The organism is Rhizobium sp. LARHSG275 (genome assembly GCF_052871115.1).
Genome location: NZ_JBIXJN010000014.1, coordinates 51,714 through 73,309, shown reverse-complemented (window position 1 = coordinate 73,309; position 21,596 = coordinate 51,714). Strand labels below are relative to the sequence as shown.

General features: G+C 58.8%; 23 protein-coding genes. 11 read left to right on the top strand and 12 right to left on the bottom strand.

Going from position 1 to position 21,596, the window contains the following annotated elements:
* Window positions 1–10 precede the first annotated feature (10 nt).
* Window positions 11–1,051, top strand: a complete 1,041-nt coding sequence (gene holA / locus ACIPSK_RS20085) for a DNA polymerase III subunit delta (RefSeq protein ID WP_162114960.1) — start codon at window positions 11–13, stop codon at window positions 1,049–1,051.
* A 51-nt stretch (window positions 1,052–1,102) separates the two neighbouring features.
* Here the strand turns inward: holA and ACIPSK_RS20080 are convergent, their stop codons facing one another.
* The 8 genes from ACIPSK_RS20080 to hemE all read right to left on the bottom strand — a co-directional run bounded on the left by ACIPSK_RS20080 (window position 1,103) and on the right by hemE (window position 9,890).
* Window positions 1,103–1,984 carry a ParB/RepB/Spo0J family partition protein gene (locus ACIPSK_RS20080; protein WP_017966015.1) on the bottom strand — a complete coding sequence of 294 codons (882 nt, stop codon included), beginning with the start codon at window positions 1,982–1,984 and terminating at the stop codon, window positions 1,103–1,105.
* A gap of 32 nt (window positions 1,985–2,016) precedes the next feature.
* Window positions 2,017–2,811, bottom strand: a complete 795-nt coding sequence (locus ACIPSK_RS20075) for a ParA family protein (RefSeq protein ID WP_017966014.1) — start codon at window positions 2,809–2,811, stop codon at window positions 2,017–2,019.
* Between the two features lie 19 nt (window positions 2,812–2,830).
* Window positions 2,831–3,448 carry a 16S rRNA (guanine(527)-N(7))-methyltransferase RsmG gene (locus ACIPSK_RS20070; protein ID WP_162114959.1) on the bottom strand — a complete coding sequence of 206 codons (618 nt, stop codon included), beginning with the start codon at window positions 3,446–3,448 and terminating at the stop codon, window positions 2,831–2,833.
* 25 nt (window positions 3,449–3,473) lie between these two features.
* A complete protein-coding gene (gene mnmG, locus ACIPSK_RS20065) occupies window positions 3,474–5,351 on the bottom strand; it encodes a tRNA uridine-5-carboxymethylaminomethyl(34) synthesis enzyme MnmG (RefSeq protein ID WP_162114958.1) in 1,878 nt (625 codons plus the stop codon).
* A 68-nt stretch (window positions 5,352–5,419) separates the two neighbouring features.
* Window positions 5,420–6,739 carry a tRNA uridine-5-carboxymethylaminomethyl(34) synthesis GTPase MnmE gene (mnmE, locus tag ACIPSK_RS20060; RefSeq protein ID WP_162114957.1) on the bottom strand — a complete coding sequence of 440 codons (1,320 nt, stop codon included), beginning with the start codon at window positions 6,737–6,739 and terminating at the stop codon, window positions 5,420–5,422.
* A 102-nt stretch (window positions 6,740–6,841) separates the two neighbouring features.
* Window positions 6,842–8,107 carry a transcription termination factor Rho gene (rho, locus tag ACIPSK_RS20055; protein ID WP_011654069.1) on the bottom strand — a complete coding sequence of 422 codons (1,266 nt, stop codon included), beginning with the start codon at window positions 8,105–8,107 and terminating at the stop codon, window positions 6,842–6,844.
* Window positions 8,108–8,304: 197 nt separating this feature from the next.
* Entirely contained in the window at window positions 8,305–8,841 is a 537-nt protein-coding gene (gene hemJ / locus ACIPSK_RS20050; RefSeq protein ID WP_162114956.1) for a protoporphyrinogen oxidase HemJ, read from the bottom strand.
* Window positions 8,842–8,843: 2 nt separating this feature from the next.
* Entirely contained in the window at window positions 8,844–9,890 is a 1,047-nt protein-coding gene (hemE, locus tag ACIPSK_RS20045; RefSeq protein ID WP_162114955.1) for a uroporphyrinogen decarboxylase, read from the bottom strand.
* Between the two features lie 401 nt (window positions 9,891–10,291).
* Between hemE and ACIPSK_RS20040 the strand changes: the two genes are divergently transcribed.
* From ACIPSK_RS20040 to dnaQ, 5 genes are read left to right on the top strand one after another with little or no spacing between them, the layout of a single operon-like run.
* Window positions 10,292–11,113, top strand: coding sequence for a pyruvate, water dikinase regulatory protein (locus ACIPSK_RS20040; RefSeq protein ID WP_011649834.1), 822 nt, complete (start codon window positions 10,292–10,294; stop codon window positions 11,111–11,113).
* 33 nt (window positions 11,114–11,146) lie between these two features.
* A complete protein-coding gene (locus tag ACIPSK_RS20035; protein WP_162114954.1) occupies window positions 11,147–11,746 on the top strand; it encodes a Maf-like protein in 600 nt (199 codons plus the stop codon).
* A complete protein-coding gene (locus ACIPSK_RS20030; RefSeq protein WP_162114953.1) occupies window positions 11,739–12,596 on the top strand; it encodes a shikimate dehydrogenase in 858 nt (285 codons plus the stop codon). Before ACIPSK_RS20035 ends, ACIPSK_RS20030 begins: the two co-directional genes overlap by 8 nt.
* On the top strand, window positions 12,596–13,207 hold the full coding sequence (gene coaE, locus ACIPSK_RS20025) for a dephospho-CoA kinase (protein ID WP_162114952.1): 612 nt from the start codon (window positions 12,596–12,598) through the stop codon (window positions 13,205–13,207). Before ACIPSK_RS20030 ends, coaE begins: the two co-directional genes overlap by 1 nt.
* A complete protein-coding gene (gene dnaQ / locus ACIPSK_RS20020; RefSeq protein ID WP_017966005.1) occupies window positions 13,200–13,922 on the top strand; it encodes a DNA polymerase III subunit epsilon in 723 nt (240 codons plus the stop codon). Before coaE ends, dnaQ begins: the two co-directional genes overlap by 8 nt.
* Window positions 13,923–13,989: 67 nt before the next feature.
* On the opposite strand, the gene secB is transcribed toward dnaQ, so the two are convergent.
* Together secB and ACIPSK_RS20010 are read right to left on the bottom strand one after the other, a co-directional pair.
* Window positions 13,990–14,472: a protein-export chaperone SecB gene (gene secB / locus ACIPSK_RS20015; protein ID WP_003544086.1), complete on the bottom strand. Its 483-nt coding sequence runs from the start codon at window positions 14,470–14,472 to the stop codon at window positions 13,990–13,992.
* A gap of 101 nt (window positions 14,473–14,573) precedes the next feature.
* Entirely contained in the window at window positions 14,574–15,080 is a 507-nt protein-coding gene (locus ACIPSK_RS20010) for an FxsA family protein (RefSeq protein ID WP_032985381.1), read from the bottom strand.
* Between the two features lie 131 nt (window positions 15,081–15,211).
* Here ACIPSK_RS20010 and ACIPSK_RS20005 point away from each other — a divergent pair, with 131 nt between their 5' ends.
* The 5 genes from ACIPSK_RS20005 to gyrB all read left to right on the top strand — a co-directional run bounded on the left by ACIPSK_RS20005 (window position 15,212) and on the right by gyrB (window position 20,538).
* A complete protein-coding gene (locus ACIPSK_RS20005; RefSeq protein WP_017966003.1) occupies window positions 15,212–15,916 on the top strand; it encodes a Tim44/TimA family putative adaptor protein in 705 nt (234 codons plus the stop codon).
* Complete coding sequence (mltA, locus tag ACIPSK_RS20000; protein ID WP_162114951.1) at window positions 15,909–17,027, top strand: murein transglycosylase A; 1,119 nt, start codon at window positions 15,909–15,911, stop codon at window positions 17,025–17,027. Before ACIPSK_RS20005 ends, mltA begins: the two co-directional genes overlap by 8 nt.
* A complete protein-coding gene (locus tag ACIPSK_RS19995) occupies window positions 17,027–17,593 on the top strand; it encodes a Smr/MutS family protein (RefSeq protein WP_017966001.1) in 567 nt (188 codons plus the stop codon). The genes mltA and ACIPSK_RS19995 overlap by 1 nt, the downstream gene beginning before the upstream one ends.
* Window positions 17,590–17,967, top strand: a complete 378-nt coding sequence (locus ACIPSK_RS19990) for a helix-turn-helix domain-containing protein (RefSeq protein WP_162114950.1) — start codon at window positions 17,590–17,592, stop codon at window positions 17,965–17,967. The genes ACIPSK_RS19995 and ACIPSK_RS19990 overlap by 4 nt, the downstream gene beginning before the upstream one ends.
* 135 nt (window positions 17,968–18,102) lie before the next feature.
* Complete coding sequence (gene gyrB, locus ACIPSK_RS19985; protein WP_162114949.1) at window positions 18,103–20,538, top strand: DNA topoisomerase (ATP-hydrolyzing) subunit B; 2,436 nt, start codon at window positions 18,103–18,105, stop codon at window positions 20,536–20,538.
* A gap of 66 nt (window positions 20,539–20,604) precedes the next feature.
* On the opposite strand, the gene ACIPSK_RS19980 is transcribed toward gyrB, so the two are convergent.
* Both ACIPSK_RS19980 and ACIPSK_RS19975 read right to left on the bottom strand, forming a co-directional pair.
* The gene (locus ACIPSK_RS19980) at window positions 20,605–21,204 is read right to left on the bottom strand and encodes a nitroreductase family protein (protein WP_162114948.1); all 600 of its coding nucleotides are present in this window, start codon (window positions 21,202–21,204) and stop codon (window positions 20,605–20,607) included.
* A gap of 45 nt (window positions 21,205–21,249) precedes the next feature.
* The gene (locus tag ACIPSK_RS19975; RefSeq protein WP_162114947.1) at window positions 21,250–21,534 is read right to left on the bottom strand and encodes a DUF2218 domain-containing protein; all 285 of its coding nucleotides are present in this window, start codon (window positions 21,532–21,534) and stop codon (window positions 21,250–21,252) included.
* Window positions 21,535–21,596: the final 62 nt, after the last annotated feature.

Below are 21,596 nucleotides of genomic sequence, written 5' to 3'. Positions count from 1 at the left end.
GGGCGGAGATGTGGCCGAGATAAAATCCCACGAATTCGAGACGTTCCTGCAGAAATCGGCACGGAACTATCGTATTTTCGTCATCTACGGGCCGGATCGCGGCCTTGTTTCCGAACGAGCAGGCTTGCTCGCCGGCAAGAGCGGTGTCGCGCTCGATGATCCCTTCTCGCTGACGAAACTCGATGTCGGCGACCTGCAGAAGGATCCCGGGCGATTGGTCGACGAGGTCCAGTCGATCGGGTTGTTCGGCGGTGAGAAACTGATCTGGATCCGCGGCGCCGCCAACGAGAAATACCTCGTCGAGTCCCTGGCACTGCTGGCCGAAAAACCACTCGAAGCCGCCTATCTGATCGTCGAGGCCGGCGACCTGAAGAAGGGCTCGCCGCTGCGCAAGACCGCGGAAGCCGCGCGATCTGTCATGACGATCCCCTCCTACGCCGACGACAGCCGCGCCCTGAATGCCTTGATCGATACTGAACTTAGCGCAGAGAAGCTCGGTATTACGCCGGCGGCGCGCCAAGCGCTAATCGCGTTGATCGGCGGCGATCGGATCGCTTCGCGAAACGAGGTGCGCAAGCTCGCTCTTTACTGCCGCGGCTTCAATACCGTCGAAGAACATCACGTTACCGAAATAATCGGCGACGCCAGCGCCATTTCGGTCGACGACGCCGTCGACGCCATTCTCGGCGGTGATCTCAATGCCTTTCTGCACGCGATGCAAAAGATCAGCAGCTCGAAAACGGCGATCTTTCTGGTTCTCCAGGCATGCCTGAAACAATTCCAGCTTCTGGATTCGATGCGCGCCGAAATGGATGAAAGACGGCTGCAGCCGCCTCAAATCATGCAGACGATGGGGCGGCATTTGCATTTTCGCCGCAAGCCGATCATCGAACAGGCACTGCGCCAGTGGACCGCCGAAAGCATCGCCCGAGAATCCAACCGGCTGCAGGCCGCTATCTTGCAAAGCAGACGGCGACAAGTGCTGGAGGACAGCGTTGCGATGCAAACGCTTCTATCCACCACCCTTCAATCCGGCCGGAAATCCGCCTGACTAGCAAAGAGTGAGAGCGTCCTTTGTGCGCCTAAAGGGACGCACGACGCTTTAACGCCTCTCGAGCAAGCGGCAGACTTCCTCGAGCTGCTCCAGTGACTTATAGGAAATTTTGATCTGACCGCCGCTTGCCTTGTGATTGATCGCAACATCAAGGCCGAGCGCATCGGAAAGTGTCCGTTCCAGCGCCAGCGTGTCGGAGTCCTTCTGATCTCGCCGCAAAGCCGGCTGCTGTGGTTCCGATTGGGCCTTGATATTGTTTTGTGCGAGCTTCTCTGCATCACGCACCGACATGCCCTTGGCAACGATCGTACGGGCAAGACTTGCCGGGTCAGATGTCGAAACCAGTGCGCGCGCGTGCCCGGCCGAAAGGCTCCCAGCGGCAAGCAAATCGCGAACCGGATCCGGCAGCTTCAGCAAGCGCAAGGAATTGGCAACGTGGCTGCGGCTTTTACCAATGATTTCCCCAAGGTCGTTCTGCGTGTAACCATATTCCGCAATAAGCTGCTCATAACCCAACGCCTCTTCGAGGGCATTGAGATCCGCGCGCTGCACGTTTTCGACAATGGCGATTTCCAGCGCCGTCTTGTCATCCACATCACGGACAATGACAGGAATCTCGATCAGCCCGGCAAGCTGAGCTGCGCGCCAACGTCGCTCGCCGGCGATGATTTCATATCGATCCCGCGACATCGTCCGCACAACAATCGGCTGAACAATACCATGTTGGCGAATCGAACTTGCGAGATCGTGGAGCTCTGTGTCATCGAAGAAACGACGAGGGTTACGAGGGTTACGGCTGACGAACTCGATCGGGATCATTCTGTCGGCACTGATAGTCCGCTCGGCTTCCACCGGGACAGGCTGATCCATTTCACCAATCAACGCCGCAAGGCCGCGGCCCAATCGCCTCTTCGATACATCGTCATTCATGATCTACACTCACCTACACGCCTAAAACGATATCACGCGGCCAGTCTTTGCCGCTCCCGCTGGATGACCTCGGAGGCCAGCTGCAGATAGGCCTGGCTGCCCGCGCACTTCAAATCATAGAGAATAGCCGGCTTGCCGTAGGACGGCGCCTCGGAAACCCGGACGTTGCGCGGAATCAACGTGTGGTAAACCTTTTCTCCGAGATGCGTGCGCACGTCATTGACCACCTGCTGCGCAAGATTGTTGCGCGCATCGAACATCGTCAAGACGATCCCTTGAATATCCAGACGCGGATTAACCGTTCGCCGGACCTGGCTGACGGTCTCAAGCAGCTGGCTCAATCCCTCCAGCGCAAAGAATTCACATTGCAATGGTACCAAAACCGAATGCGCCGCCGCCATGGCATTCATCGTCAGCAGATTGAACGACGGTGGGCAGTCCAGAAGAATATAGGAAAATGCCATGGCTTCCGGCGAAGACAAGGCTTTCCGCAATTTGAAGACACGATCGCTTTGCTGCGAGATCTCCATCTCGATGCCAAGCAAATCCATCGTCGACGGGACGATAAAGAGATTCGGAACCGCCGTCTCGAGAGTCACTTCGGGGATGCCCCGATCTCCAACCATCAGATCGTAGGAGGAGAGTTTGCGATCACGACGATCGATACCAAGGCCGGTGCTGGCATTACCCTGCGGGTCGAGATCGACGATCAAGACGCGCTCGCCAATGGCAGCAAGCGCTGTTGCCAGATTGATTGCTGTGGTCGTCTTGCCAACGCCACCCTTCTGATTTGCGATGGTGATAATCCGATGTCGTTCGCCAGCCATTGCCGCAATATCCGATCTGTTAAACCAAGCGCCGGAGATTTGATACTTCTAAAATAACAGATTCCTGCCCGACGGCGCTCTTATGTTCTACCAGATCGAATTCCCACCGACCACGTGCTTTGTCGATTTCCTTCCGGTAATCCCGGCCTTTATGAAAAAAGCCACGACAATATTCCTTGCCAAGCATCCAAGGGGCCGAATATCCGATGAGCCCATCAAGATCGGTAAGCGCACGCGCTGAAATCGCACCGCATTCGCCAACCACCGGATAAGCATCTTCGATTCGAATACTATGCACGCTGCCGCGCGCATTTGTCTCCCGCAGCGCCGTGCGCAGAAACGCTGCCTTCTTATGGCTGCTTTCGACCAGATGGACCCATCCACCTTGCAGCTCGGCCAGAAAAATTGCGGTAATAACGCCGGGAAAGCCACCTCCGCTACCGAGGTCAACCCAGGTAACAGGCTGCGGATGAATCTGAAAGATTTGGCTGCTATCGGCGATGTGCCGGTGCCAAAGGTCATCGAGTGTCGACGGCGCCACCAGATTAACTGCTTTCGCCCACTTCTGAAACAGCGCGGCAAAGTGTTGCAGCCGTTCCTGTGTTTCACGTGAAACACGCAAACCGTTTAATTCCATTCCGAAAGACTCTCAAATCTTGTAATCAGGCGCTATGACGAGCGGGGGAGGGTAGGCGACGCAAGTGCACAAGCAGCAATGCGATTGCTGCGGGCGTCATCCCTTCAACAATTGCGGCCTGGGCGATGCTGAAAGGTCGAGCAGCGCTGAGTTTTGCCTTGAGCTCGTTCGAAAGACCGGAGAGTACGTCATAATTGAAATCTAGCGGTATCTGCCGGTCTTCGTCGCGCTGCTGATCGGCAATCCCCGCGGCTTGCCGATCCAGATAAACCGAATACCCGGCCTCGATTTCCAACGCTTCCGCGACTTTCGGCCGGATCGCGTCAAGCGCCTCCGGCCAAACATGCCGGAGCGCGGCCAGATCGTAATTCGGATAGGACAACAAATCATAGGCAGTTCGGCGCTGCCCATCGAGATTAATATTCAAGCCAGCACGGCGGGCCTCGCTCGGCGTAACCGCCAGCGACCGCAGCAGCGCTCGGCCATTTTCGATTTCTGCCTGATAGCACGTGAATCGCTGTACGCGCTCGCCGCTCACGCATCCAAGCCGCATGGCCAAGGGCGTCAAGCGCATATCGGCATTGTCAGCCCGTAACGTCAGTCGATATTCCGCACGGGATGTAAACATTCGATACGGTTCCGTAACGCCACGCGAGGTGAGATCGTCAATCATGACACCGATATAGGAGCTTGTTCGGCTAAAATGAAACGGTTCCGAATCGCTGCTTCGCAATGCAGCATTCAGCCCGGCTGCCAGGCCTTGGGCGGCTGCTTCTTCATATCCGGTGGTCCCATTGATCTGACCGGCGAGAAACAGGCCCCTCAACCGTTTGACCTCCAACGATGGCGTCAGCTCCCTCGGATCGACATGATCATATTCGATCGCATAGCCCGGTTGCAGAATTCTTGCCACTTCAAGCCCCGGAATCGTTTTGATGAAGTCTGACTGCACCTCCGCCGGCAAGGAGGTCGAAATCCCGTTCGGATAGACCGTGTCATCGTCCAGTCCCTCGGGCTCGAGAAAGACCTGATGTCCATCCCGCTCTCCGAATTTCACTAGCTTGTCTTCGATAGACGGACAATAACGAGGCCCGACGCCTTCGATCTGCCCGGAATACATTGCCGAGCGCATAATATTGTCGACAATGATGCGATGGGTCGCTTCCGTCGTCCTGGTGACCCCGCATTCGATCTGTGGCGTGGTAATCGCGTCGGTCATGAAAGAGAAGGGAACAAGCTCCTCGTCAGCCCCTTGTCGGCCGACGGATTGCCAGTCGATCGTCTTTCCATCCAGTCGCGCTGGTGTTCCGGTCTTCAGACGTCCCAACCGCAATCCCAGGCGGGCGAGGGTCGCAGACAATCCGATTGACGGTGCTTCACCAACACGCCCGGCTGGTGTCTTTTCCGAACCGATATGAATAAGGCCCCGCAGAAAGGTTCCAGTGGTCAAAACCACCGACGGCGCTTTCAGGGTTCGACCATCCTTCATAATCACGCCGGCGACCTGGCCATCGACAACATCCAGATCAAATGCATCGCCTTCGATGATATCCAGGCCTGGCGTTGCTTCGATCGCCGCCAGCATTGCCAGGCGATAAAGCTTTCGATCGGCCTGCGTCCGCGGACCGCGGACCGCCGCGCCCTTCTTCTTGTTCAGCATCCTGAACTGAATGCCCGCGACGTCGGCAATACGACCCATCAGGCCGTCCATCGCGTCGATCTCCCGAACCAGATGGCCCTTGCCAAGCCCACCGATTGCCGGATTACATGACATGACGCCAATCGTGTCTCGTCTATGCGTAATCAGTGCGGTTTTCGCCCCGAGGCGCGCAGCTGCGCAAGCAGCCTCCGAGCCTGCATGGCCGCCACCTATCACAATTACATCGAAGGCATTATCCGTCATTCAAGACTCCACATCCGGCAGACGTTTCACGTGAAACCGGCGCAAGCTGGCGCAGGGTTTCACGTGAATCATTTGCCGATACAAAACTCCGAGAAGATCACCTCGAGCAGCTGTTCGACGTCCACTCTTCCAGTAATTCTCCCCAAATACTCAGCGGCAATTCGCAGCTGCTCGGTCCGCAGTTCGAGATTCACATCCGTCTGCGATATTGCCGCATCGAGCGCCGTTAAACATTTCGTTAGCGAATCTTTATGCCGTTGCCGACTGGGGATTGCCATAGACAGGCCGCCAAAACGTTTGTCGACAATATTGCCGATCAACCGGCGTAGTTCCGTCAGACCATCACCCGTCGCCGTCGAAATCTGCAGATCATACCGATCCGCTGCGATATCGATGAGATCCTTCTTTGTCCCGACAGTAACATGTGGAGAGGCTCGCTCCAAGTCGTCAGGAATCTGAGGATCCGTCATGTCAACCAGCATCAGGATAAGATCGGCATCGCGAAGCGCAATACGTGCGCGCCGCACGCCTTCCATTTCGACCCTGTCGTCCGCCTCACGAAGTCCCGCAGTGTCATAGAGCTTGATCAGATAACCATCGATATCGAGATCAACCTGCAGGACATCGCGCGTCGTTCCGGCAATCTCCGTCACGATTGCCACGTCACGACGCGCCAAAGCATTCAAAAGGCTCGATTTTCCAGCGTTCGGAGCGCCGGCGATGACCACCTTAAAGCCGTCTCTGATAATCTCGCCGGCCGAGGCTGCCGCCAGGTGATGCTCGATATCATTGCGAAGCTTCCCCATATCGGCCCAGACCATATCCGACACCGACCCTGGAACGTCATCCTCGTCGGGGAAATCAAGTTCCGCCTCGATCAGCGCTCGGGCGCGCGTTAATCGTTCCGCCCACGAATCGTAAAGTGTGGAAAGCCCACCTGCGCTGTGTTCGATTGCAAGGCGGCGCTGCATTTCAGTCTCGGCGCCAATGAGGTCGGCCAGACCTTCGACCTCGACCAGATCAAGTTTGCCGTTTTCAAAGGCCCGACGGGAGAACTCGCCTTCGACTGCCATCCGAACACCTGGAATATCGCCAAGTGCATGAAATAGCGCCGCCAGAACCGCTCGGCTGCCGTGGATTTGCAACTCGGCAACATCCTCGCCGGTAAACGAATTCGGGGCAGGAAAAAATAATACCAGACCGCTATCAATCGGCTGATCGTTACGAGTCCGAATCGTCCGGTAAGATGCCTTCCGGGCTGTCGGCACGGATCCGATGAGCCTTACCAATATATCTTTGGTCAGGGGACCACTGATCCGAATGACTGAAACCCCTGAAGGCGGGGCGCCGCTCGATAGCGCATATATGGTATCATTCAACATGGCCATATCGCTTGGTCCATTGGAATCGAAATCGATTCCTCTTAAATAGAAAAGCTGGCGGCATCATCACAATGCCTCCAGCTCTTATGGGGTGAATCCGGCTAAGGATTACGTGTTCATCGAATCGAAGAAGTCGGAATTGTTCTTCGTCTGCTTCAGCTTGTCGATAAGGAATTCGATCGCGTCGGTCGTGCCCATCGGAGCAAGGATGCGGCGGAGCACGAAGATCTTCTGCAGATCCTGGCGCGGAACGAGAAGATCCTCCTTGCGCGTGCCGGACTTCAGGATGTCCATCGCCGGGAAGATGCGCTTGTCGGCGACCTTGCGGTCGAGGACGATTTCCGAGTTGCCGGTACCCTTGAACTCTTCGAAAATCACTTCGTCCATGCGGCTGCCGGTATCGATCAGCGCGGTTGCAATGATCGTCAAGGAGCCGCCTTCCTCGATGTTACGCGCCGCGCCGAAGAAGCGCTTCGGCCGCTGCAGAGCGTTGGCGTCCACACCACCGGTCAGGACCTTGCCTGACGAGGGAACGACCGTGTTATAGGCACGGCCCAGGCGCGTGATCGAATCGAGCAGGATGACAACGTCGCGGCCGTGTTCGACAAGGCGCTTGGCTTTCTCGATGACCATCTCGGCCACCTGCACGTGACGCACAGCCGGTTCATCGAAGGTCGAGGAGATAACCTCGCCGCGAACCGAGCGCTGCATGTCGGTCACTTCTTCCGGGCGTTCATCGATCAGCAGGACGATCAGATAGCACTCCGGATGGTTGGCGGTGATCGAATGCGCGATGTTCTGCAACAGCACGGTCTTACCGGTGCGCGGCGGCGCGACGATCAATCCACGCTGGCCCTTGCCGAGCGGCGCCACGAGGTCGATCACACGCGGCGACAGATCCTTGGTGGTGGGAATATCCAGTTCCATCTTGAAGCGCTCGTTCGGATAGAGCGGCGTCAGATTGTCGAAATGAACCTTGTGACGGATCTTTTCCGGATCGTCGAAATTGATGGTGTTGACTTTGAGCAGGGCGAAATAGCGCTCGCCTTCCTTCGGCCCGCGGATCGGGCCCTCGACGGTATCGCCGGTTTTCAGCGAGAAACGGCGGATCTGCGACGGGGAGATATAAATATCGTCCGGGCCCGGCAGGTAGTTTGCATTGGCCGAACGCAGGAAGCCGAAACCGTCCTGCAGCACTTCGACGACGCCTTCGCCGATGATTTCGACATCCTGGCTGGCAAGCATCTTGAGGATCGCAAACATCAGCTCCTGCTTGCGCATCGTGCTTGCATTCTCAACCTCGAGCGATTCGGCAAATGCCAGCAGATCCGTCGGGGATTTACTCTTAAGTTCCTGAAGCTTCATTTCAGCCATGAAGTGACCAATACTCTTTTCAATTTCAAAGGGGAAAGGCGATGTTGGGTCGTATTCGGTACCGCGAAAGGGCTCGCAGACGACTGAACTCTACACACATGCCACGTAGATGAGATGCGCGGAAAATAGCGACTCGCAATCGCTGCCGCAAGAGGGCTGCTTAAAATGAAGCAAATTTAACCTGAGGACGATTTTCCTCAGAACGGCTTCACCACGACGAGGATGACGATCACGACCATCAGCACTGTCGGCGCTTCGTTCATGAACCGCCAATAGCGCGCGGAGCGGCGATTTTCATCCCGCTCGAACGCTCCGACGGCGCGGCTGAAGAACATATGAACACCGGTCAGCAACACGACGAGACCGATCTTGGCATGCAGCCAGCCGCCGTGGAATCCATAGGCTGACCAGGCGAGATAGAGGCCAAAAATCCACGTCAACATCATCGCCGGCGTCATGATGATTCGAAGCAGCCGACGCTCCATCACCTTGAAGGTTTCCGATTGCACGGAGCCAGGCTCTGCATCGGTGTGATAGATGAACAGCCGCGGCATATAGAACAGCCCGGCCATCCAGGAAATGACCGCGATGATGTGCAGCGCCTTGATCCAGAGGTAGAGATTATCGGGGTTCCACGCAAAAAGCCCGACCGCCATCAACGCGAAGAAGGCCAGCGCAAAATGAGCCCGGCGCCTGGCGTAGGCGCCAGACCTCCGATCGGTCTGTTTTTCCATCGTCACGCCCCGCTTCGCACGCGCCCGCCTCGCACGTGATCGACCAGCAGCCGTACATGCTCGGGATCAGCCTGCGGTGTAATGCCGTGACCGAGATTGAAGATCAGCGGTCCATTGCCGAGATGCTGCAATATATCGTCGATGCCCTCTTCCAGCGCCCGGCCGCCGGCAACGACGCGCATCGGATCGAGATTGCCCTGAACCGGTCCGTCTTTCTGAAGTTCGGCGGCAAAGGCCAGCGGGACCGACCAGTCGAGGCCGATCGCATCAGCACCCGTCTTCTGACGATAGGTTTTCAGCTGGTAGCCGGCGCCCTTGGCAAAAGCGATGATGCGAGCATGTGGCCGTTGCGATTTGACCGAAGCAATCATCCGCGCAACCGGCCTGATCGCAAAAGCTTCGAACTCCTTCTCGCCGAGAACGCCAGCCCAGGAATCGAAGATCTGCACGGCATCGGCGCCGGCATCGATCTGGGCGATCAGATAATCGGCCGATACGTCGGCAAGCAGCATCAGCAGATGCTCGAACGCGCGGGGATGCCTGTAGGCAAAGAGGCGCGCAGGAGCCTGATCCGGCGTGCCGTGCCCGGCAATCATGTAGGTCGCAACCGTCCAGGGCGCGCCGCAGAAGCCGAGCAGCGTCGTCTCGACTGGCAACTCCTCCCGCAGCCGCCGCACCGTCTCCAGAACCGGTCTGAGATAATCGACAACCTCTTCGCCATTCAATCTGCCGATCCCGGCTTCATCGATCGGATCCATCTCCGGGCCATGGCCCTCGGTGAACCGGACATTCCGTTTCATTGCATCGGGAATGACCAGGATATCGGAAAACAGTATGGCCGCATCAAAGCCATAGCGGCGGATCGGCTGCAATGTCACTTCGACGGCGTGCTCAGGCGTGTAGCAGAGATCGAGAAAACTCCCTGCCTTTGCCCGAGTCTCCCGATATTCCGGGAGATAACGTCCTGCCTGTCTCATCAGCCAGAGAGGAGGAGGGGAGAGGCTCTCGCCACTCAAAACCCTCATGATCTTTCGGCGCGTATCGCTCAAGCGCTTCTTCCCTATAAAAAATCAAAGATATTTTAAAAGGTTTCTATTTCTTAGAGTCGGTGACTATCAAGGATTAAAATCCATCCACTGCCGTCGCCATTTGTCGCGCGCCTGCAAAACAACATCGGAAAGATTTGTCCTTCTCGACCGAATCTCGGGGAGAAGCCAAATCTGAAAATGATTCCAAATCCTTCCGGGTCGGCAATTTTTCCTATAGCTGTGGATAGGCTGTGGACCGGCTTTCGAGAAATAGATCTCTTCCCCATCGTCCACAGGGCCAATCAAAACCGACCCGCAAAATCCGAAATGTGGATAAGGAGGCATGTTTTCCCTTGCCGGAGACTGCCTCGCCGCCGTAGCTCTGTTTCATCCAGTCTTTTCAACAGGCAGCGGAAAATAGCGTGGAGAACAGAACGAACTTCTTCCATCTGCATCTGATTTCTGACTCAACGGGAGAGACTCTGATCTCGGCCGGGCGCGCCGCGTCGGCGCAATTCAGATCAGCGCAGCCGATCGAACATGTCTATCCGTTGATCCGCAATCGCAAGCAGCTGCTGCCGGTTCTGCAGGCGATCGATGACGCCCCTGGCATCGTGCTCTACACCATTGTCGACCGGGAGCTTGCAAGCCTGATCGATGAGCGTTGCATCGAGATGGGCGTCGCCTCGGTGAATGTGCTGGAGCCGGTGATGAATGCCTTCCAGATCTATCTCGGCGCTCCGTCGCGCCGTCGGGTTGGGGCCCAGCATGTGATGAATGCCGGCTACTTCGCGCGCATCGAAGCGCTGAATTTCACCATGGATCACGACGACGGCCAGATGCCCGACGATTACAACGACGCCGATGTCGTGATCATCGGCATCAGCCGCACGTCGAAAACACCGACCAGCATTTACCTCGCCAACCGAGGCATCAAGACGGCGAACATTCCGATCGTCTATGGTGTGCCATTGCCGGAGAGCCTCTTCGTCGCGAGCAAACCGCTGATCGTCTGCCTGATCGCCACCACCGACCGTATTTCCCAGGTGCGGGAAAATCGTGTGCTCGGCGTGACACAGGGCTTCGATCGCGAACATTATACCGACCGTGCCGCGATTTCGGAGGAGTTGAAATATGCCCGCTCGCTTTGCGCCCGCCATAACTGGCCGCTGATCGACGTCACCCGCCGCTCAATCGAGGAAACGGCCGCGGCAATCGTTGCCCTGCGGCCGAAGCTGCGCTAAGCGCTGACGGAAAGCCGGCACTCCGAGGAACCCATGACGCCGAAACTCATCCTTGCATCGTCGAGTCCCTTTCGCCGGATGCTGATGGAAAATGCCGGTCTGGCCTTCGAGGCACATGCCGCAAGGATCGATGAACGGGCCGTCGAAGCGCCGCTGGAAAAAGCCGGCGCTAAGCCTGACGCCGTGGCCCTCGTCCTGGCCAGGGCCAAGGCCGAGGAAGTCAGCAGTCGTTTTCCGGATACCCTGGTCATCGGCTCGGATCAAACGATGTCGCTCGGCGACAGCGTCTTCCATAAGCCGAAGGACCTGGCCGACGCGGCCAGTCATCTTCAAGCCCTTTCGGGCGTAAGCCACCGGTTGAACAGCGCCGTCGCCATCGTCAGCGATGGCGTGGTCTTGTGGGAACATCTCGCCCATGCCGAGCTGACGATGCGGCCGCTGACGGCGGAATTCATCGCCAGACATCTGGCCCGGGTTGGCGAACGCGCGCTTTCCAGTGTCGGCGCCTATCAATTGGAGGGGGAGGGCATCCAGCTCTTCGAGAAAATCGAGGGTGATTATTTCACCATTCTCGGCCTGCCGATGCTGCCGCTCCTAAAAAAACTGCGAGAACTGGGAGCGATCGATGGGTGATTCACGTGAAACATTCGGGCCGGAAGCATTTGTCACGGGCTTTCCCATCAAGCATTCGCGCTCGCCATTGATCCACGGATATTGGCTGAAGACGCTCGGCCTGCCAGGCAGTTATCGCGCTCATGAAGTGGCACCCGGGGCCTTTCCCGATTTCATTCACTCGTTGAAGGATGGCAGTTCCGGCTTTACCGGAGGCAATGTCACCATTCCCCACAAGGAATTGGCGTTCCGGCTCGCCGACAAGCCGGATGCGCTATCGCAAGAACTCGGTGCCTCGAATACGCTCTGGCTGGAGGATGGCGCCCTGCATGCGACGAATACCGACGGTCGCGGCTTCATCGCCAATCTCGACGAACGCCATCCGGGCTGGGACCGCCATGACACGGCCGTCGTCTTCGGTGCCGGCGGCGCCAGCCGGGCGATCATCCAGGCGGTCCGTGATCGCGGTTTTAAGGAGATCCAGGTCGTCAATCGCACCGTCGAACGCGCGCGCGAACTCGCGGATCGTTTTGGCCCGCGTGTTCGGGCCCATCCGGCCGGTGCGCTTGCCGAAGTGATGAAAGGCGCCGGCCTCTTCATCAATACCACCTCGCTCGGCATGGACGGCGAGGCGGCGCCGCAACTCGATTTCTCGCCTCTTGCAGCCGATGCCGTCGTCACCGATATCGTTTATGTGCCGTTGAAGACGCCGATCCTGGCACAGGCGGAAGAGCAAGGATTTCCAATCGTCGATGGTCTCGGCATGCTCTTGCACCAGGCCGTGCCCGGATTCGAGAAATGGTTCGGCCAGCGTCCCATCGTCGACGCGGCGCTACGCGCGCTCATCATCGCGGATATGGAAGCGCACTGATGCTGAAGATTGGTCTCACCGGCTCCATCGGAATGGGAAAATCGACGGCGGCAAAGCTCTTTGCCGATGCAGGAATCCCGGCGAATGATTCGGATGCCGTGGTCCATGATCTCTATGCCGGCGAGGCTGCACCCCTGGTGAATGCTGCCTTCCCCGGCACGATGAAGGATGGAGTAGTCGACCGGCATGAACTCGGCCGCCAGCTCGCTCTTGATCCTGCCGGCTTCAAACGCCTGGAAGCGATCGTCCACCCGCTGGTTCGCAAACGCGAGACGGAATTTCTGGAGCGGCAACGCGCCGCCGGCGCCGACATGGTATTGCTCGATATTCCATTACTTTTCGAAACCGGCGCCGAGGTAAGAGTGGATGTAATCGTCGTCGTCAGCACTGATCCACAGATTCAGCGCCAAAGGGTGCTTGCGCGCGAAGACATGACCGAGGAAAAATTCGAGATGATTCTCTCCCGCCAGACGCCGGACGCCGAAAAACGGCGGCGGGCCGATTATCTGGTCGATACCAGTCACAGTATCGCGACGACGAGGGAACGAGTGCTTGAAATCGTCGCCGACCTGAAAACGCGGATTGCCAAGGGAGATTTCCGGAATGCGTGAGATCATCTTCGATACGGAAACAACCGGCCTCGACAACCGCGCCGACCGCATCATCGAAATCGGCGGCATCGAACTCTTCAATCATTTCCCCACAGGCAATACGATCCATATCTTCATCAATCCTGGAGATCAGAAAGTTCATCCGGATGCGCTCGCCGTGCACGGCATCACCGATGAATTCCTGAAGGACAAGCAGCCTTTCGCCGACGTGGCCGAACAAATCCTCACTTTCTTCGGCGATGCGAAGTGGATCGCCCACAACGCCACCTTCGATATGGGCTTCATCAACGCGGAACTCGCGCGGATCGGTTTGCCGCCGATCCTGCCGGAACGGGTGCTCGATACCCTGTCGATGGCGCGGCGCAAACATCCGATGGGGCCAAATTCGCTGGATGCGCTTTGCCGGCGCTACGGCATCGATAATTCGCACCGCACCAAACACGGCGCGCTGCTCGACTCCGAACTGCTTGCCGAAGTTTATATCGAGATGATCGGCGGCAGACAGGCAGCCCTCGGCCTCGGCATGGTCGGCAAATCCAACCGGGCAGATCGCGGTGACATGGCGATGGAAGACGATGTGGTAATTGCCGCCGTGCTTGAGCGGCCCCGGCCGCTCGCCCCGCGCCTCAGCCAAACCGAGGAGCAGGCGCATGAGGCGCTCGTCGCCAAGCTCGGTGAAAAAAGCATCTGGGCGAAATACGCCAACCTCGATTAAGCCGGCCCTCAATTGAAAATGCCCGGGACCAGCCCGGGCATCCGCATTTCAGCCAGGAAGGATCCGGTCAGTTCGGAACGGCCTGAACCTTGGCGCGGGCCTGTTCTTCGGCAACGCGCTGAGCGAACATCTGTGTGAAGTCGATCGGGTCGATCATCAGCGGCGGGAAACCGCCGTTGCGGGTGACGTCGGCGATGATCTGACGAGCGAAGGGGAAGAGCATCCGCGGGCACTCGATGAAGAGAACCGGCAGCATGTGTTCCTGCGGGAAACCGGCAACGCGGAAAACGCCGCCATAGGTGAGCTCGGCATGGAAAACCGTCTTGTCGCCGTCCTTGGCTTCGGCATTCAGCGACAGCACGACATCGAAATCCGTATCGGAAAGCGGGTTGGCGTTGACGTTCACATTGATGTTGATCGTCGGCGCCTTGTCGCGGGCCTGCAGCGAACGCGGCGCACCCGGATTTTCGAAGGACAGATCCTTGGTATATTGCGCAAGGATCGAAAGGGTGGGGTTGGCCGCACCGTTGCTGTTGTTATCGTCTGCCATTGGCTTTTCCTCGAGGGGCATGGGAATGGTGCCGCCATCTAACATTTCAGGGAAGGGCTTACAACCCTGGGCGATTGGCGCGGTTGATCAGCCGCAGTGCCTCAGTCGCCGATATGCTTGCCGGACCACGGCGAGTTGCGATCCGGCTCCCTATGATAGTCCTCCTCGTCGAGATCGACCACCTTCGAGTTCGGCTTGCGGTCGCGGAAATCGGGCTGCGGGCCAGAGGAAGAGCCGCCCTTGGCATTGACGACGACGAAGCGTTTGGCGATCGCCCGCCAGACGAGATCGCGCACCGGCGGAATGAGAATGAGGATCGCGATGATATCTGTGAGGAAGCCGGGAATGATCAGGAGCAGCGAGGCAATGACGTTCATCGCCGGCCGCAGCAGGTCGCGGCCCGGCATCACCCCATTTCGTCCTTCGCTCGACATTTGGCGCAAAATGCCAATGCCCTGCCGGCGCAGCAGAACCACGCCGAGAGCGAAACCCAGCATGACGAGCGCGAGCGTCAGCCACAATCCGATCGCCCGGCCGACGACGACGAAACCGGCAATTTCGGCGAGCGGCAACAGCAGAATGAAAGCTGGCAGGATCGAAAAACGCATGTCGGTCATGTCCCGGGCTCACCGGTCTCCTCTTGGCGCCGGCGAAGATGCCAGCCATCATTTGAATCATCTGTATAGGCAGACTATATGGGAGTACAAATCAGAGATGTTAACGGCGGCTGCGATACGATATGAGTTCGAACGACTTCATCACATTGTTTTTCCTGGTGGCGGCTGTGCTGATTTTCTTTCAGCTCCGCTCCGTGCTCGGACGCCGCACAGGAAATGAGAAGCCGCCGCGCGATCTCTATACGCCGCGGGATGCGGCTCCGGCCGAAGCCGCCGATGCCGGCAAGGTCGTGACGCTGCCGCGTCGCGATGCGACGACGGAGGATGAGGATCGCTTCGCTGCCATCGATGCTATCGCCGCACCCGGAACGCCGCTCAACGAATCGCTGCGCGCGCTGAACAAGGCCGATCCCGCCTTCAGCCCGAAGGAGTTTCTGAACGGCGCCCGCATGGCTTACGAGATGATCGTCATGGCCTATGCCGATGGCGACCGGAAAACGCTGAAGAACTTGCTGTCGCGCGAAGTCTATGACGGCTTCGATGCGGCGATTGGCGAGCGCGATGCCCGGGGCGAGAAGGTGAAATCCACCTTCGTCGGCATCGATAAGGCCGAAATCACCCACGCGGAGACGAAGGGCAGCGAAGCGCAGATCACCGTGCGTATCGTCAGCCAGCTGATATCGGCCACCTACGACAAGACGGATGTGCTGATTGAAGGCGACGCCGAAAACGTCGCCGAGGTCAACGACCTCTGGACTTTTGCCCGCGACACCCGCTCGCGCGATCCGAACTGGAAACTCGTGGCGACCGAATCGGAACATGAGTGACCACGCATTGGACTTCGTCCTGCAGGCCATAAGCTTCGACACTCTGGAAGGCTGGAAGGATGACGATCCCTCCGGCCTTTTTGAAGTCATGCGAAGCTGCCGGCGGCAGATCACCGATGTCAAACCATACCGCACCGGATCGCTGGGCCTGAGTTCGGAAGACCTGCTTCCGCTTCTCGCTGCCGCCGAAGATTTCACGCCGTCATCTCCGGCGTCGGCGCGAAGTTTTTTCGAGACGCATTGTCGGCCCTTTCTGATCCGCCGCAAGGACGGCAATTCCGGCTTCGTCACCGCCTTCTACGAACCCGATATCGACGTGTCGGAGCGGCCGGACGAAATTTTCCGTTTTCCTCTCTACCGGCGTCCGGACGATCTGATTGACCTCGACGATGCCAATCGCCCCGCCGAGCTCGACAAGGCCTATGCTTTCGGCCGTCTGCATGAGGGCCACGTCACTGCCTATCCGGACCGCCGCGCCATCGATCAGGGGTTTCTCGAAGGCCGTGGCCTCGAAATCGCCTGGGCGAAGTCGAAGGTCGATGTCTTCTTCGTGCATGTGCAAGGTGCTGCCCGCTTGCGTTATGAGGATGGTCGTATCGGCCGCATCACCTATGCGGCGAAAGCCGGCCATCCCTTCTCGGCGGTCGGCAAGCTGCTGATCGAGCGCGGCGAGATCGATCGGGCGGAGATTTCGATGCAGGCGATCCGTGCCTGGCTGGCGCGCAATCCCGAGCGCGTCGACGAAGTGTTATGGCATAACCACTCTTATATTTTCTTCCGTGATGCACCGGTGGCCGATCCGCAGGCAGGTCCGATCGCGGCCGCCAAGGTGCCGCTTCCCGCCGGGCGCGCGCTTGCCGTCGACCGGATGATCCATACCTTCGGCTTTCCCTTTTTCATTCGCGCCGAAAGCCTCACCCATCTCGACCAAGGCCGGCCGTTCCGCCGGCTGATGCTGGCGCTCGATACGGGCTCGGCGATCGTCGGGCCGGCGCGGGGTGATATCTTCACCGGCTCGGGGGACATGGCCGGGGAACGTGCCGGCACCGTCCGCAACGACGCCGATTTCGCCATTCTCATTCCCAATGCCGCCGCCGGAAGATTCGACTGATGGCCAGGGATCGCAAGCTGAGCGCGGATGAGAGGATCCTCTGGGGAAAGGTCGCCCGCAGCACGCGGCCGATGCCCGGCAAGGCGGGGGCGTTGACCGAACTCGATGCCTTTCTTGCCGAAGCCGAAGCGGCGGCCGAACGGGAACAAGAAAAGCAGACGCCCGCCACGCCAACGCCGCTGCAGCCGCCAGCACCGTCGACGGCCAAGCCATCGGCCCGGGTACATCATCCGCTGGAAAAACCGGTCAAGCGTAAAATCGCCAAGGGCCGGCTGGCGCTCGAAGCGCGGATCGACCTGCACGGGCTGGTGCAGAGTGAGGCCCATGCCATCCTTCTCGATTTCCTGATCCGCGCCCATGAGCGCGGCATGCGACATGTGCTGGTCATTACGGGCAAGGGCAGCTCCATGGGCAGCGAGGGCGCGCTGAAGCGGGCGGTGCCTCTCTGGTTCTCGAAGCCGGAATTCCGCTACCTGATCTCCTCCTATGAGCCGGCCGCACAGCATCATGGCGGTGAGGGCGCGCTCTACATTCGCCTGTCGCGGCGGCATGGGGAAAGGCCATGACACCCTTCGGAGAGGCGGTTCGCAGGCTGAGAGCGCGCAAGGGCGTCTCGCAGAAGGAAATGGCGGAAGCCCTGAATGTCTCTCCTGCCTATCTCTCGGCGCTTGAACATGGAAAACGTGGGCTGCCGACATTCGATCTGCTGCAGCGCATCGCCGGTTATTTCAACATCATCTGGGATGAGGCTGAGGAACTGTTCCTGCTCGCGCGCTCGTCCGACCCGCGCGTCGTGATCGACACCTCCGGCCTGCCCCCCGAATATACCGAATTTGCCAACCGGCTGGCACGCCGAATCCGCAGCCTTGACAGCGCCGAGATAGGCCGGCTATCGGCTCTTCTCGAAAATGGCGGCAAAGGCGCCGGAAAAGCGTCATAATCCCCTGTTTTATGCCTTGTTTGGGGGGGTTGCCATTGGGAAGTGTGTTCAAAAAACCTATATACGAGAGTGAAGAAAGCCGGTGATTCGCAAGGCGCGCCGCAGCTTTACGACAACAGGGAAAATCTCGACAGAATGAGCGATACATCCGCGACGGAAAACGGCGTAAGCACCGAATATGGCGCAGATTCCATCAAGGTTCTGAAGGGCCTCGATGCCGTGCGCAAACGCCCCGGCATGTATATCGGCGATACCGACGATGGCTCCGGCCTGCATCACATGGTCTATGAAGTCGTCGACAACGCGATCGACGAAGCGCTTGCCGGCCATGCCGACATCGTCACCGTCACCCTCAATCCGGATGGCTCGGTGACCGTCACCGACAATGGTCGCGGCATCCCGACGGCCATTCACACCGGCGAAGGCGTGTCGGCGGCCGAAGTCATCATGACGCAGCTCCATGCCGGCGGTAAGTTCGACCAGAATTCCTACAAGGTTTCCGGCGGCCTGCACGGCGTCGGCGTCTCGGTCGTCAACGCGCTGTCGGTCTGGTTGAAGCTGAAGATCCGCCGTCACGACAAGATCCATGAAATGAGCTTCACCCATGGCGTGGCCGATGCTCCGCTGAAGGTCACGGGCGACGCGCCGAATGAGACCGGCACGGAAGTGAGCTTCATGCCGAGCACCGACACCTTCACCATGACCGAGTTCGACTACGGCACGCTGGAGCATCGCCTTCGTGAGCTCGCCTTCCTGAATTCAGGCGTCCGCATCCTGCTGACCGACAAGCGCCATTCCGATATAAAGCAGGAAGAACTGCGTTATGACGGTGGCCTCGAGGCTTTCGTCGCCTATCTGGACCGCGCCAAGAAGTCGCTCGTCGACAAGCCGGTTGCCATCCACGGCGAAAAGGATGGCATCACCGTCGAAGTCGCGATGTGGTGGAACGACAGCTATCATGAGAACGTGCTGTGCTTCACCAACAACATCCCTCAGCGCGACGGCGGCACGCATATGGCCGGCTTCCGCGCGGCGCTGACGCGCCAGGTCGTTTCCTATGCCGACAGTTCCGGCATCACCAAAAGGGAAAAGGTAACGCTGCAGGGCGAAGATTGCCGCGAAGGCCTGACCGCGGTTCTGTCGGTCAAGGTGCCGGATCCGAAATTCTCCTCGCAGACCAAGGATAAGCTCGTCTCCTCGGAAGTCCGTCCTGTCGTTGAAAGTCTCGTTAACGAGGCGCTGAACACCTGGTTCGAAGAACATCCGAGCGAAGCCAAAATCCTCGTCGGCAAGGTCGTCGAGGCCGCCGCCGCACGCGAAGCGGCCCGCAAGGCCCGCGAGTTGACCCGCCGCAAGGGCGCACTCGATATCGCTTCGCTGCCGGGCAAGCTCGCCGACTGCTCCGAGCGTGATCCGACAAAATCCGAAGTCTTCCTCGTCGAGGGCGATTCTGCCGGCGGCTCGGCCAAGCAGGGCCGCTCGCGCGAGAACCAGGCGATCCTGCCGCTGCGCGGCAAGATCCTGAACGTCGAACGCGCCCGTTTCGACAAGATGCTGTCGAGTCAGGAAATCGGCACATTGATCACCGCGCTCGGCACCGGGATCGGCAAGGACGAGTTCAACGTCGAAAAGCTGCGCTACCATAAGATCATCATCATGACGGACGCCGATGTCGACGGCGCCCATATTCGCACCCTGCTGCTCACCTTCTTCTTCCGCCAGATGCCGCAACTGATCGAGCGCGGTCATCTCTATATCGCCCAGCCGCCGCTCTATAAGGTCTCGCGCGGCAAGTCGGTGCAGTATCTGAAGGATGAGAAGGCGCTCGAAGAATATCTCATCAGCCAGGGTCTGGAAGATGCGTCGCTGAGGCTCGGTAGCGGTGAAGTTCGCGCCGGCCAGGATCTGCGCGAGGTCATCCTCGATGCTCTGCGCATGCGCGCGCTGCTCGACAATCTCCATTCGCGCTATAATCGTTCCGCCGTCGAACAAGCGGCGATTGCCGGCGCACTCAACGCCGAGCTCGCCAGCGATCCGGGGAGAGCGCTGGCGCTGGCAAACGAAGTCGCAGGGCGCCTCGACATCATCGCCGAGGAAACAGAGCGCGGCTGGCAGGGCGATGTGACGACCGATGGCGGTCTGCGCCTTGAGCGCATGGTCCGCGGCGTCAGGGAGATCGTCGTGCTCGACATGGCGCTGATCGGTTCCTCGGACGCCCGCCACATCGACCAGTTGACGGCGCGCCTCAAGGAGATCTATCAGACGCCGCCGTCGCTGCATCGCCGCGAAGGCGACGTCGAAATCTCTGGCCCCCGCGCCCTGCTCGACGCGATCTTCGCAAGCGGCCGCAAGGGCCTCACCATGCAGCGCTACAAGGGCCTTGGCGAGATGAATGCAGAGCAGCTCTGGGAAACGACGCTCGATCCGAACGTGCGCTCGCTGCTGCAGGTCAGGGTCAACGACGCCACCGACGCCGATGGTCTCTTCGCCCGTCTGATGGGGGACGAAGTCGAGCCGCGGCGCGAATTCATCCAGGACAATGCGCTAAGCGTCGCAAACCTTGATATCTAATTGATTTTTCGAAAGTAAAGCCCAGCCGTCTCTGGACGGCGGGGCTTTCGTTCGCCTGGCTACGGCTCAATTCGCAACGAAGCGCCCGTTGAAGGCAACCTCGGAGAGCGGCTTGCGCTGGCTGGGGAATTCGCGGGCCTGATTGCGTTCGGAAAGGACGCTCTTGTCGGCCAGACGACCGACCGCAACGCCAGCTTCGACGCGGTAACCCTCCGGAATATCGAAGGTCTTCCTGATCTCCTCATGTTTGATGCCGCCAATGCCATGGGCATAAAAACCGGAAAGGCGCGCCTGCAGCGCCAAGTACCCCCAGGCCGCACCGGCATCGAAGGAATGGGTGTAGCTCGGCTTTTCCTCAGCCGAGCCGGCAGCTCCGGTGAAGGCACGCGACACGACGAAAATCAGCGCCGATGCGTTTTTTGCCCATTCCTGGTTGGCGTCGACGAGCAACGCGACGAATTTCTCCCAATGCTCCGAGCCCTTGAGGGCATAGACGAAGCGCCAGGGCTGCTGGTTGGAAGAGGACGGCGCCCAATGGGCGGCATCGAGCAGGCTGAGCAGCTGTGCTTCCTCGATGATTTCGCCGGTGAAGGCGCGGGGCGACCAGCGATCGAGAAACATCGGATCGATCGGATAGTCGGATTCGCGGTTATTGCTCTTCGTCATGCTTGTTCCACGGTTCGGGACAGAAAGTTTGGATTGGGGATGGGCTTAGGCCGTCCAGACGATGTCGAGTTCTTCGCGGAAGGCGAAGCGCTTCAGATGATCGTCGATGACATCCTGCATCCTTTCCCGTTGCGAGGGATCGGCGACGGAAAGTGTCATGGTCAGCGCCGCCTCGTCGGCGGCAAAGGTCACCTCGGCGGTATCGCTAAACGGCACCCGGCCCTTCAGAGGATCGAATTCGACGCTGAACTTGTGGCTCCAGTGTTTGCAGAGCTGCTGCAGGTAGCGGCTTGCATGTTCAGTCGGCACGACGGCCTTCGAGAGATGCATTTCGAACTCCACGTCATTTTGTATAGCAGAGACATATTTCCTGCTTCACCGGCTTGGCAAGC